The sequence below is a fragment of the Psychrobacillus sp. L3 genome (assembly GCF_042945595.1).
GTDB lineage: Bacteria > Bacillota > Bacilli > Bacillales_A > Planococcaceae > Psychrobacillus.
The window spans coordinates 3,254,834-3,268,614 of the sequence record NZ_CP168493.1; the positions used below are offsets into that span (position 1 = coordinate 3,254,834).

Here is a 13,781-nt window from a genome sequence, read left to right on the forward strand (position 1 = left end):
CCCCTATTTTTACTGAATTACTTCTTTAGTAATTCAATCGATTGTTCTTTATGAGAATGATATAAAGGATTTGTTGGATCATTCTTAATAGCATTCTCAATTGCTTCTATAGCTTCCTCATGCTTGCCTAAAGATCTTAGACTATTTGCTTTATGGAAGGAGAAGTCATATCTATTTGGTTGAAGTGTTAAAAGTTTATCCATTTCAATAACAGCTTCTTCATGTCTTCCAAGTTCTCTTAAATAATTTGATTTATGGTAACGGTAGAATGTTTCATTCGGATTGATATCACACGCTTTATCGTATTCAGCCAAAGCTTCCTCCGGCTTTTTCCACAATCTCAAACAATTTGCTGTGTAAAAATAAAAGTCTAAGTCATTTGGATTAATCGATAATGCTTTGTTGTACTCTTCAAGAGCTTCTTTATATTGTTTTAACTCTTGTAGGAAATAACCTTTATAATAGGTGTAATCCGTATTTTGTTTGTCTAATTCTAATGCTTTGTCCATTTCTGAAATTGCATCTTCGTATTTATCCATTTTGGCAAATAGCTTAGCATTTTTTATATACTCATCATTTTCGTATAGCTCTTTTTCAAGAATACTAAATACTTTTGGTTGGTTTAGTTCTTTCGCATGTTGAAGAGATGACTTTCCATCGCGATCCTCTAATTTTACATCCGCACCAGCATCTACAAGTGTTTGAATGATATCAGAATATAAGCGACCACCATTCCCTAAAATCACGGCTTCAAGTAATGCAGACCAACCTAAATTGTTCATATGGTTAACTGGAACTCCAGCATCAATACAAACTTGTACAGTTTTTAAATAACCTTTTTCACTGGAAGGTAATAAAGCAGTTCCTCCAAAACGATTTACACTGTTTAATTCGGCGCCACCGCTAATCATCAATCGTAGTATTTCATGAAAACCATTTGCCGCGGAGCAAATAAACGGAGATAGTTGTGTAATATCTCTCGTATTTACATCACTTCCAGCTTCAATTAAGATCTTCACAGCTGCCACTTGATTTTTTTGAGTAGCTGCCATTAAAGCAGTACGTCCAGCATCGTCTTTAAAATCAACGCTTGCACCCTCTTGTAACAACTTTTCAATAGTAGAAAGATTTCCTAATTCACTCGCTTGAATAAGTTCCAGATGTAAGGATTGATTATCCACAATTTTTCTCTCCTTTTTTAGACAGTTGATATGACTTTTAGGTGAAAAGCTAGGAATCGATCAATTCCTAGCCTTAATCGATCAAAACAGTCTAAGGTGATCGTCTTATATTTATAATTTTGCTTACTTAATGTTTTCGCTTAATGCTAGAATGGCTTTCTCAAAAGCTTCCACTGGTGGGTTTGTAATACCAGCACCAATCATTCCAATTCCAGCATCTTTATGTGCAATCGCAGTATTAATAATTGGCATTATTCCAGTTTGAATCACTTTCCGAACATCGATTCCAGTTGGAATTCCCATGAAATTTAACATTGGAATAGTAACGTTTCGATTTTCAGTAGTTGTGATTTCTTTCATTTTTGTGGAGAAGTTAATTGCGTCTTCTACTGTTCCACCAACCAGTGCAACGATTGCAGGAGCTGTCGCCATTGCAAATCCGCCAATACCGTATGTTTCCGTAATAGCACTGTCGCCAATATCAAGCCCTGAATCTTCTGGTTTGTAACCAGCAAACATTGGACCGATTACTTTTTGAGCTGGTCCAGTAAACCATGTATTACCAGCAATACCACTTATACGAATACCAAATTCTACTCCATTACGTGCCATTGTTGTCACGACTGTACTGTTCTCGATACCATGAGCAGCATCTAACGCACATTTACATAGAGCCATCCAAGTTGGACCTGAGAAATAGTCACTGCTTGCTACAAACTCAAACACTTCTTTTTTCTGCTCAGTTGTAAAATCTGTTTGAATAATTAAAGGCGTCAAAGCCTGGATAAGTAATGTTGTACCCGCAATGTTACGGTTATGACACTCATCACCCATATGAAGTGCTTGTGCAAGCATTAGGCGTAAGTCAATACCATTTGCACTTAGTTTCATTGCATCACGTAATATTGGACCTAATACATCGCGCATCCAAATTAAACGATTGATAACACTCTCATCATTCGCACCCATACGTAAAATTTTAGATAATTGCTCACTTAAATTTGTGTACGCAATATTTCCGTATGTTTTGTTCTCAACAATATGCATAAACATTGACGCGGAAGTTACACCAGCCATTGAACCAACACAGTTGTGCTCATGACAAGGAGAGAAAGTAATTTCTCCGGATGCAGCTAATTTTTCTGCTTCTTCAATATCTTTAGCTAAGCCTTCAAATACTATTGCTCCAGTTACTGCACCTTTCATTGGTCCATTCATTTTGTCCCAAGAAATAGGTGGTCCAGCATGTAAAATAGTAGTTTTCGTCATACCAGGAACAACATTGATTGCTTGATCAAAGCCGATTAATACGGGTTGTGAGTTAACAATTCTCTCCACCGCAAGTTTATTTGCTTCTTCAATTTTTTCTGCAATTGTCGGTTCCTCTAGTTTATCAAGTGCAGCAATAATTTCCGGGTTTCCTCTACCTGGTGGCATCCACTCTAAATGTGTTACAGTAGCATTCTGTTTTATCATGTCATCTTTGAAGGATTCAATACCCACGTTAATGACATTTATTTTTTCATTGAATAGTTCGTTAATTTTACTCATGGTTATTCTCCTTTCACTACAAATTCTCTTGCTAATAATCCTGCATTTTGACTGCTGCTTGCATGTGTAGCTCCGGCAGCTAATAATTTGTTAATTTGACCTTCAATATTTTGACTATCTAATTCTGTGCCAAGAATATATCCGATTATTTCTAAATGTCTTCCTTCATCTTCTGCTAATTGTTTCGCTTCAATGATTGCTGGAAGCATTGTGCCTACTGGATCTTCATGAGCACCAAAGCCTAAAACAAAGTCCATTACAATTACTCCTACAGATGGATCTTTCGCTTCTTGGATAAATCGTTCAATACGAGTAGAAGGATCAATCATTGGATGGGGTTTACCTTGTGTAAATTGATCATCGCCAAAATCAATGAACGTATGATCTTGACTTACTTTTACATCTTTTAAACGGAATTCAGGCTCTCTTTGAATGTTGCTATAGACATTGTCGAATTTCTCCATAGCGATGTGCATTGCTTCGTCACAAAGTGTTCCGCCACTGAATAATCCACGAATATATTTTTGTTCTGGTTTTAATTTCGCACGTACTTCTTCTACTAGCGGAAGATTCAATGCACGTTTATTAATTTGGCTTTCGTCTGCACCAGCTAATAACACCGCTTTAAGTGCAGCTTCTTTAGACATTTTCGCAAAATGACCGCCAGCATTTGTTACTTTTTCTTCATCCCCGCCCACGAACCATACAACAACAGGTTTAGAAGATTTTTTAATTTGTGCTAAAACTTTTTCTTCCACGCTTGGTGCTGGTGGTTTAGAAACTAACACAATAACTTTTGTAGCTTCGTCTTCTTGTAATGCTTTAATGCCATCAAGCATCATAATTCCGCCAACTTCTTCACTTAAATCGCGTCCACCAGTACCGATAAGTTGCGTAATTCCGCCTCCAAATTCATGAATACGAACACTTAACTCTTGGCTACCAGTTCCTGATGCGCCAACGATACCGATATTTCCTTTTCTTACTGCATTGGCGAAACATAATGCTACGTTTCCAATAATTGCAGTTCCACAGTCAGGACCCATCATTAATAAGCCTTTTTCATGTGCTAATTGCTTTAGTGCTATTTCATCTTCAATCGAAACATTATCGCTAAACATCATAACGTGAAGATTATTTTCAAGTGCTTTTCTCGCTTCTCTTGGAGCATACATTCCGTTTACCGCAATAATTGCTAAATTTGCATCAGGAATGTTTTCTGCTGCTGATTTAATCGTTGAATATTTAACTTCGCTTGTACCTTTTGAAGGCTTATTTTTTTTCGTTAATAATTCTTCGATACCTACGAAAGCGCTTTCGCACATTTCCTCGTTCTCAGCTTTTACAACGATCATTAAATCACTTGTTCTCGCTTCTTCTACTTCTTGTGTCATTAGACCAACGTTTCTAATTACTTCTTTATTCATTTCAGTTCCCATCGCTATAATTGCTTGCTCAACGCCTTCAATTTGGTTTGCTTTTGTTGATAAAGACATTAAAGACACGGAATCGAAATATGTGTTTGCTTTAACTACAACTTGAACAGTCATAATGTACCTCCAATTTTAATATTAGTTTCTAGTCCAGTAAGAATTCCTAAAGCAATATCTGTTCCAGACGAAGATCCTATATTTAATACTTTTTTTAACGAGAGAATCAATTGCTCTTCATTTTCTTCTAACAACGCATTTACTAATACAATGATAGACTCTCTAATTTTCCCTACAGAAGCTTTCTTTATTGCTATGTAACTAATTTCATTTGTTGCTGTCCTTGCTGCTCGTTCAATCTCTTCAAAAAACCATTGATAATTAACGAAAGAACTATTTTTTAAATGAAATGAGGTGAACAATCCTACTAAAAAATCATCTCCAGACGGAGTTAATCCAGGGCCAAGTCCTAATAACGAAACTGCATGTGGAACTGCATGATGCAGTTGCTTTTTAACCAGCTCGTCTGTTAGTAAACCTTTTCTTTCCTGAATCATTTTAGACATTTCTTGCTCAAACGGACTTTCATTTACTGATTTACTCTTAATCCCGCCACTTTTACCATGGATTTCGATATACTGCTTCATTATCTTTATATTCTTCTTTAAAACATCTGTATTGGTGGGATATGTCGGCAATATACTTTCCCAACTTTTTGTTCTATCGATAGTTATGGACATTTTGTTTCCGATAGATATAATATTATTATCGGAATACACTTCATCGTAGGCATTTATGTTCATGTCTTCGAAGCTAGCTAAATCAATGATAAGGGTATTTGGTCCATTATCTATTTCATTACAGGCGATGGTGTATAGTTCTCCATCTTCAAGGCATTGTATATTTAATGTTCGCTTAAATGTACTATGAACAAAACCACTAAGCTTTGAGTGGATAACTCTCTGAATAAAATCTACGTCTCCAGATCTTGCAAATACCACTACATTCACCTCTGTTTTCAAAACTTAATTGAATGAACAATATTAACTTACAGGTGGAGTGCACTTCCTCTAGATAGTACTTTCCCACTTTCGGTTGTTGTTCATAATATACAAATGTTTGTTTATTCCTTTGACATATTTCACCTTTACATAAATACTATAGAATAGAGAACGTAGTATGGTCATCGTTTAATCAAACCAAAAAGTGCTAATTTAGTTTGTGCATATTGTACAATTTAATAGAAAGACATTTTGTCTTAGGAGTGAGAAAAATTTGCTTACAGTTCAAGACTTATTAGAAATAAAAGCGATAGATGGTCTAAAGATTATTGCTGGTGAAAAAGGTATTAATAACGAAATATCTATTGTAAATATTATCGAAAATCCAGACGCATTTGATTGGCTTTCACCTAATGAATTACTACTGTCAACAGGATATATTTTTAAAGATAATGAGGAGTTACAAAATAAAATTATTAAAGAACTTTCGGAGATTAACTGTGCAGGGCTTGTCGTAAAAATGAAGAGATACTTTGAAAAACTTCCACAGAATATGATTGATGAAGCAAATAAATATGGTTTACCACTTTTAGAACTACCTATTGGATACACTCTCTCAAGAGTCATTTCGATCATTAATGAAAAAGCATCGGGAAGGTATGATTTACTAAATAGAAAAACGTTAGACATGCATAATTTATTCTTTAGAATTTCTTTGGAAGGTGGGGGAATTGAAAAAATTTCATCCATGTTGTCTGGAACAATAAATAATCCAATTATTATTGTCGATAAAAATTGGAGTTTATTACACTATACAGAACATGCGGCTAACGATATTCCGCTCAAAGATTCACTTGACTTAACTACGGATAAACCTATATTTAACAAAGAATTTATAGATAGTATTCCACACAACTTAAGTGATATGAAAAAGTCAATCAAACGAAGTTATTATTTAAAAGACAAAAGTATTATTTGTAGAGTTCTTCCTATTGCAGTTTCACAAGATATTTACGGGTACATCGTTATTTGGCAAACAGTTCATGATCTAGTTGAATTTGACTATATTATTTTGCAACAAGCTTCTACAATCATTGCGCTGGAAAGGATAAAAGCGAAGGAAATCAAAGAAGTTAAAGTGAAAATAAGACAGGATTTCTATGACGACTTACTATCTGGCAAGATTACTTCTCCCGAAACATTACAAACTTTATGTGATTTGCATGGTCTAAACCCAAATTATTCGTATTATTGTTTAGTGATTAATATAGAAGCTAAGGAAGTGGAAAAATTTGAAGATATGATAATAGGTAAATATAAAATGGATAATATTGCGCAAAGTTGCGTAGAGATTGTTTATGAAATGGCCTACAAATCTATCGGTGAAATTACATCTTTTTATAGAAATAATAGAATCATCATTTTAGTTGGTCAAAACGAAGATAGACCACCTATTTCAGTTAGTGAAGCAAAGCAATATGCCACTGATTTGCATGAGAAACTCGTTAATAGATTACAGAACTCCTTTTTGATTGGCATCGGCCAGCAATATCGTTCCATAAACTCATTGTATAAAAGTTTTTCGGAAGCGAATGAAATGATCCGATTAATGCAGCAGATGCACGAAAAAAATGAAGTCTCTCATTTCGAAGATTACTCTGTTTATCATCTATTAGATTCGAATATTAACTCCTTAGAATTAGAGGACTTTTTTCAGAAAAGCCTCGGCAAAATATATGAACACGATAAATTACATGCAACCAGTTATTTATCCACATTGGAAAATTACTTTTACAACAATCAAAATGTATCCGAAACATCTAAAGCAATGTTTTTACATAGAAATACTCTAATCTATCGAATTGAGAAAATTAAAGAAATATTAAATACGGACTTAAAAAGCTCTGAAGAATTACTTAGAATACAAATAGCTTTAAAGATTTTTAGAATATTAAACAAGTATATGTAACACTTCAATTAGAATTAAATGAAGGGGACTTTTTATTCCAACCAATGAAGAAACTTGTAGAAGTTAATTTCGTCCATATTAAAAAAACAGGTGTTGAGCTTTTATGAGGAACTTTCTACGATTCGGTTTTTTACAAGCAATTTCTTGCATTTTTCCAGTTATTATTTTTGCATCTCTCGCTGTATCTAAGTTTGTAAGTGTTCCATTTTTAACTCGCTATGATTTTATTTTGATTGTTTGTCTAGCAGCTCAATTATTCATGCTTATCTCCAAATTAGAAACTTTTGATGAGTTTAAAGTCATTTGTTTATTTCACGTAATTGGGCTGGCACTTGAGTTATATAAAGTACATATGGGTTCATGGGCATATCCAGAGGAAGCATATAGCAAGTTTTTCGGAGTTCCATTATATAGTGGATTTATGTATGCGAGCGTTGCTAGTTACATTTGTCAGAGCTGGCGGCATTTTGATTTGCACATTTACAACTGGCCAAGATCATTTTTCGCAGTTGACATTAGTGTTCTGATCTACTTGAATTTCTTTACGCACCATTTTACGTACGATATTCGTTGGGTGTTAAAAGGTTTGCTCCTTATAATTTTTCTACGGACGTTTGTCACTTTTGAAATTAATAAGATAATCTATAAAATGCCTATGATTCTCTCTTTTCTATTGATTGGTTTCTTTATTTGGATTGCCGAAAATATCACCACATTCTTCGGTGCTTGGCAATATCCAAACCAAGAAACAGCCTGGTCGCTCGTCCCGATTGGGAAAATTAGTTCTTGGTTTCTACTAGTTATCATAAGTGTTATTATTGTAGCTCAATTGAAAAGAGTGAAGAACATAAAATACACCGCTAACAGATAGGTCATCTGCAGGCGGTGTATTTACTTTTAGTGAGTGGGATTGATCAATTCATCATTTTCACTCAAACTTTTTATTAGTCCACGACGAAATATCTAGCATCCGGATGGGCAAAGACAATTGCAGAAACGGATGCTTCTGGCTCCATCATGAATTCTTCGGTTAAATGCACACCGATGCCTTCTGGTTTAATAAGTCCAAAAAGTTTTCCTTGATCGTCTAAATTTGGACAAGCAGGATATCCGAAAGAGAAACGTTGACCTTGATATTTTGCTGCAAATCGGTCGCGCATTGTAAAATCGGTTGCGTCAGGGAAGCCCCATTGATCACGTATTTCTTGGTGAATCCGTTCGGCAAATCCTTCTGCTAGCTCCAGTGCAGTTGCCTGCAATGCGTGGCTTTCTAAAAACTTTCCTTGTTCCTTTAGTATGTTTGCTGCGTCACGTACCCCGTGTCCTGCGGTAACAAGCATAAATGCAACGTAATCCATTTCCCCGCTATCAACGGATTTTAAGTAGTCAGCTAAACATAGGTATGGTTCTACTGATTGGCGAGGGAATGTGTATCGTTCTAATTCTGTTATAGAATCAGTCGGATCGTATATTATCACATCATCCCCATCGGATTGTGCTAGGAAAAATTGATACATGCCGGACGGTTTTAATATTCCTGCCCCTAGAAACTCTGTTACAAGTTCATGTAGTTCTACAGCGCGTCCGTCACCTTGTTCTAATAATTTTTCACTATAACCTTTTAACCCTAAATGATGTCCGATGAGTGTCCGCATATTAACATATGGGTATAAATGAGACACAGAATAATTTTTCAAAACATGTCGTCGTAAGTCTTTTGGTTTGTATACTTGGACATCCTCACGCACCGTTTTTACTGGCTTTGTTAATACAGCGACTGCTGATTTCGAAGCTCGAGTTGCTTCTGCTACTTTTCGTTTTTCTTGTTGTATATTAAGTTCTTCTAATAATATGGTTTTATCTTCTTTGTTTTGCAAACGATTGGCAAGATCCAGTCCTTGCATGGCATCTTTTGCATATAAAACGGGGCCATCATACTCTGCAGAAATTTTTGTCTCTGTAAAACGCCTTGATAATGCTGCTCCTCCAACAAGCATTGGCACATCAATTCCCGCTTCTTTAAAATCTTGTGCCGTAATAACCATTTGTTGTGCAGACTTTACTAGTAATCCGGAAAGTCCGATGATATCTGGCTTTTCTTTTCGAATGACTTCAATAAGTGTCGCTGGTGTAACTTTTATGCCAACATCTATTACTTTATATCCGTTATTACTTAAAATAATATCGACTAAGTTTTTTCCGATATCATGTACATCACCTTTAACTGTCGCTAGAATAATCTTCCCTTTACCTGAGTCATCCTCTTTCTTCTCCATGTACTGTTCGAGGTATGCCACTGATGCCTTCATCACACCTGCACTTTGAAGTACTTCTGCTACGATTAATTGATTATCATTGAAAAGACGTCCCACTTCGGACATTCCCTTCATCAATGGACCGTTAATGACATCTAATGGTGTGTCATACAGATGAAGTGCTGCTTCCAAATCAGGGATAAGCCCTTCCTTCGTGCCTTCGATAATGTAATATGCTAGGCGTTCAGGAACTGTTTTTGGAATATCTGCTTCTGTCTTTTCTTTCTTTTTATCACGGTAGAAATCCGTAAAATCAGCAAGTGTTTTATCCGTTGTTGTAAATAAAAGCTCGTTTGCCATTGCAATTTCTTGTTCAGGAATAGAAGCATATCGCTCTAGCTTCTCTGTGTTTACAATCGCATAATCAAGACCTGCTTGCGTGCAGTGATACAAATAAACCGCATTAAGCACTTCTCTACCGACTGGCGGAAGACCAAATGATACGTTACTTACTCCTAAAATAGTCAATGTGCGTGGCATTTTTTCTTTTATTAAACGTATCCCCTCAATTGTTTCTACAGCGGAACCAATATATTGTTGATCTCCTGTTCCTACTGGGAAAACGAGTGGATCAAAAATAATATCTTCAGGGGCAATCCCCCACTTGTTTACGAGCAAATCATAAGAGCGTTCTGCGATTTCGAGCTTTCGTTCCCGCGTAACAGCCATTCCCACTTCATCAATCGTCCCAACGACTACTGCAGCCCCATATTTTTTGGCAAGCGGCATAACAGCATCGAATCGTTCTTCCCCGTCTTCTAAGTTAATCGAGTTAATAATCGTTTTTCCTTGTGAATATTTCAATGCCTCTTCAATCACATTTTCATCAGTAGAATCAATGACAAGCGGCACTTTTACCTTTTTTACAACTTCTTTCATGAAATTTGTCATATCCGCTAGCTCATCACGGTCAGGATTCGCTAAACAAATATCAATAACATGGGCGCCACCTTTGACTTGTGCACGCGCTATTTCCGAAGCTTCTTCAAATTTTTCATCCACAATCAATCGTTTAAACTTTCGCGAACCGATAACATTTGTTCGTTCTCCTATGAGCAATGGTCGCATCGAATCATCATAGAGTAACGGCTCAATCCCTGAAACTACATGACCATGGCCCCTTTCTAGCGGTTTACGCGGCTCAATATCTTTCACTGCTTCTCGAACTGCTCGAATATGTGGAGGAGTAGTTCCGCAACACCCACCTACAATATTTAACCAACCTTTTTCCGCAAAACCTCTTAGCTTTTTCGAAAGCGATTCTGGTGATTCATGATAATGCCCCTCTTCATCAGGCAATCCTGCATTCGGATAACAACTCACATATCCATCCGACAACTCGGAAAGAGAACGAATATGATCCGTCATAAATTCTGGTCCCGTTGCACAGTTAAGCCCTACGGAAAGTGGCTTTATATGTTCAATGGAAATGTAGAAAGCTTCAATGCTTTGTCCCGCAAGTGTCGTACCCATTGGCTCGATTGTACCGGAAATCATAATTGGAAGTTCTTTACCTGTTTCTGTAAATGCTTGTTTTATTCCAATAGTTGCTGCTTTGACATTTAACATATCTTGACTCGTTTCAAGTAAGATGACATCCGATCCACCTTCCACTAAAGCTTTCGCCTGTAAGTAAAAGTCGTGCGTTAATGCATCAAACGTAATACCGCCCGTAACAGATAATGTTTTTGTTGTCGGTCCAATTGCTCCAGCTACAAATCGTGGCCATTCAGGTGTAGAGAATGCAGCTGTGCATTTTTTGGCAATTTGCGCTGCTCGGAAATTAATTTCATGTGCTTCTTTTCCAAGATTATATTCATTCAATACAACTGGTGTACCACCAAATGTATTTGTACAAATGATATCAGCACCGGCTTCTAAATATTGCCGGTGAATTCGCTCAACGACATCTGCGTTCACAATGTTTAAATACTCATTACAACCGTCATATTCTTCCCCACCAAAATCTTCTGGGGAAAGATTCGCATTTTGTATCATTGTACCCATCGCACCGTCAATGATAAGTATCCTATTTTGAAGCTGTTGCTCAATTAGATGTTTGGACATAGCTGGTTTCTCTCACTTTCTTTTCATCAATCTCTTTAATATGTTGAATTAATTCAAGTGACATATCGTATCGGAAGAATGGCGTTATGATATAAATTCCATTAAATAGTTCCGCCGCAGTATCAATCAATTCTTTTGCAATCAGTATTCCCTCTGCAGTAGAACGTTCCCTATCTTCTCCACAAGCACGCATACGTTCCAACACTTCGTCTGATAATTTGATACCGGGTACTTCATTGTGCAAGAACTCCGAATTTCGACTGTTTGTCAGCGGCATAATACCGATAAAAATCGGCGTGGACAAATGTTTGGTTGCTTCATATATTTCTTGAATTTTTTCTTTTGTATAGACTGGTTGTGTGATGAAATAGTCAGCCCCGCACTCGATTTTCTTCTCGAGACGTTTTACTGCACGATCGAGCACGCGTACGTTTGGATTGAAAGCAGCCGCCACGGAGAAGTTTGCTTTTTTTCGAAGCGATTTCCCTGAAAATGAAGTACCTTCATTTAACTGTTTAATTAATTGAAGTAACTCTAGGCTCGAAACATCATAAACGCTTGTAGCTCCTGGAAAATCTCCAATTTTCGTTGGATCTCCAGTTACGGCTAAAATATCATGAATTCCAAGTGCATCAAGACCCATTAAATGAGATTGCAATCCTATTAAGTTGCGATCACGACAAGTAATATGGGCAAGTGGACGAATATTATTTTGCAATTTTAACATTGATCCCATGGCCATATTGCTAATTCGAGGAGAAGCAAGTGAATTATCTGCCATTGTCACCGCATCTATACCAGCAGCATATAGCTTCTCTGCACCATCCATGAAGGTGGTCGTGTCCAAGTGCCGCGGAGTATCCAGTTCTACAATGACTGTTCTTTCAGTTAACGCTTTTTCATGGAGCGGTTTATTGATTGCCTGCTTTGGTTCTTGAATGATTATTGGCTTTTTAGGTGTAACGGTTTTATTTGTAATTGGTGGTAAGTAGGCGATTCTTTTTTTCACTGCTTCTATATGTTTTGGAGTCGTTCCACAGCATCCCCCTATCAGTCGGACACCAGCTTCTCTAAGATATAATGCGGCCCTACCAAAATAATCCGCTTCCGATTCATAAACAATACGTCCGTCCTCCATATCGAGCAAACTCGCATTCGGATAAGCAGAAAGAAATGCTTTTTCAGGAAGTGTCACCTCTTCAAATGCTTGAATCGTGTGATGCGGTCCAAGGCGACAGTTGACTCCAACAATATCCGCTCCTAATGCTTCGAGCTGATGTAAAGCTTCATTTAGCGATAAACCATTTTGCAAAATACCCGGTTCATGCATCGATACTTGAGCAATGATCGGCGTAGCCGTCATCTTACGTAGATGCGTGACCGTTGCCGATAGCTCTTCAAAATCATAATAGGTTTCAAGGAGTAGCCCATCTGGATTTCCGGATAAGAGATGGGTAGCTTGCCGGTCAAGCGTTGCTATGATTTCATCAATGGATGCATCACTCTTCCGAATACCACGAATTCCCCCAATTGTACCTAGCACATATTGTCCACCAGGTGCAGCGGCTCTTTTCGCAATAGTAATCGCCGCTTCATTAATTTCTTTCATTTGATTTTCAAGTCCGTACCTCGCCAATTTGATCGCATTCGCACCGTAAGTATTAGTTTGAATAATATCTGCTCCAGCTGCAATATAGTCTTGGTGAATCTGTGTGATTATCTCTGGTTTCTGTATATTTAATTCCTCATTGCAATAATCAATTCCGTATGAATAAAGCAGCGTCCCCATTGCTCCGTCTGCAGTTAGCATATTTGTTTTTAGTTTTTCTAGTAATCCCACTCACACTCATCCTCTCTAAAATACAAAAAAGCCTTCCATGAAAAGAAGGCTTTACGAGTATGTAATATTCGTACCTTCTCATCTTTCAGACTATTACAAGCCTGCTGGATTTAGCACCTGACCATTACGGCTGGTTGCTGAAGCGTCCTAGGGCCAGTCCCTCGGCTTCTCTTGATAAGAATTCACTATTCAGTTTTTTTGTTAGACATATCGTACCTTTATTACACTAAAGCGTCAAGGTAAGTTTTGAATTTTCTATATACTTTTGGTGGATCTATCACTTTTTCAACCGATGTTTACACTTATTCGACCGATGTTGGGTAGTATTCGACCGATTATTTCACATATTCAACCGATGTCGGCTTTTATTCGACCGTTTATCACTTAGATTCAACCGATAATGACACTTATTCGACCGATTCACATT

At 37.0% G+C, this 13,781-nt stretch carries 8 protein-coding genes and 1 riboswitch; of the genes, 2 read left to right on the forward strand and 6 right to left on the reverse strand.

Features of this window, described 5'->3' with window-relative positions; all coding sequences use genetic code 11:
* Positions 1–17: 17 nt before the first annotated feature.
* From ACEPXD_RS16270 to ACEPXD_RS16285, 4 genes are all read right to left on the reverse strand, one after another.
* Positions 18–1,181 (reverse strand): ankyrin repeat domain-containing protein, encoded by a 1,164-nt coding sequence (locus tag ACEPXD_RS16270; protein ID WP_391117607.1) that lies wholly within the window; start codon positions 1,179–1,181, stop codon positions 18–20.
* 123 nt (positions 1,182–1,304) lie between these two features.
* Positions 1,305–2,732 carry a DUF1116 domain-containing protein gene (locus ACEPXD_RS16275; protein WP_391117609.1) on the reverse strand — a complete coding sequence of 476 codons (1,428 nt, stop codon included), beginning with the start codon at positions 2,730–2,732 and terminating at the stop codon, positions 1,305–1,307.
* A 2-nt stretch (positions 2,733–2,734) separates the two neighbouring features.
* Complete coding sequence (gene fdrA, locus ACEPXD_RS16280; protein ID WP_391117611.1) at positions 2,735–4,282, reverse strand: acyl-CoA synthetase FdrA; 1,548 nt, start codon at positions 4,280–4,282, stop codon at positions 2,735–2,737.
* Positions 4,279–5,163: a DUF2877 domain-containing protein gene (locus ACEPXD_RS16285; protein ID WP_391117613.1), complete on the reverse strand. Its 885-nt coding sequence runs from the start codon at positions 5,161–5,163 to the stop codon at positions 4,279–4,281. Before ACEPXD_RS16285 ends, fdrA begins: the two co-directional genes overlap by 4 nt.
* A gap of 274 nt (positions 5,164–5,437) precedes the next feature.
* On the opposite strand from ACEPXD_RS16285, the gene ACEPXD_RS16290 reads away from it, so the two are divergent.
* Complete coding sequence (locus tag ACEPXD_RS16290; protein ID WP_391117615.1) at positions 5,438–7,132, forward strand: PucR family transcriptional regulator; 1,695 nt, start codon at positions 5,438–5,440, stop codon at positions 7,130–7,132.
* Between the two features lie 103 nt (positions 7,133–7,235).
* Positions 7,236–8,003, forward strand: a complete 768-nt coding sequence (locus ACEPXD_RS16295) for a DUF817 domain-containing protein (protein WP_391117616.1) — start codon at positions 7,236–7,238, stop codon at positions 8,001–8,003.
* 73 nt (positions 8,004–8,076) lie between these two features.
* On the opposite strand, the gene metH is transcribed toward ACEPXD_RS16295, so the two are convergent.
* Positions 8,077–11,514, reverse strand: a complete 3,438-nt coding sequence (gene metH, locus ACEPXD_RS16300) for a methionine synthase (protein WP_391117618.1) — start codon at positions 11,512–11,514, stop codon at positions 8,077–8,079.
* Positions 11,495–13,354, reverse strand: coding sequence for a bifunctional homocysteine S-methyltransferase/methylenetetrahydrofolate reductase (locus ACEPXD_RS16305; RefSeq protein ID WP_391117620.1), 1,860 nt, complete (start codon positions 13,352–13,354; stop codon positions 11,495–11,497). The genes metH and ACEPXD_RS16305 overlap by 20 nt, the downstream gene beginning before the upstream one ends.
* A 75-nt stretch (positions 13,355–13,429) precedes the next feature.
* Positions 13,430–13,535: riboswitch (SAM riboswitch) on the reverse strand.
* Positions 13,536–13,781 lie beyond the last annotated feature (246 nt).

What these genes read in the sequence shown, in the direction of transcription:
- metH (WP_391117618.1), bottom strand. Translation starts at nt 11,514, where the DNA reads ATGTCCAAACATCTAATTGAGCAACAGCTTCAAAATAGGATACTTATC.
- ACEPXD_RS16275 (WP_391117609.1), bottom strand. Translation starts at nt 2,732, where the DNA reads ATGAGTAAAATTAACGAACTATTCAATGAAAAAATAAATGTCATTAAC.
- fdrA (WP_391117611.1), bottom strand. Translation starts at nt 4,282, where the DNA reads ATGACTGTTCAAGTTGTAGTTAAAGCAAACACATATTTCGATTCCGTG.
- ACEPXD_RS16295 (WP_391117616.1), top strand. Translation starts at nt 7,236, where the DNA reads ATGAGGAACTTTCTACGATTCGGTTTTTTACAAGCAATTTCTTGCATT.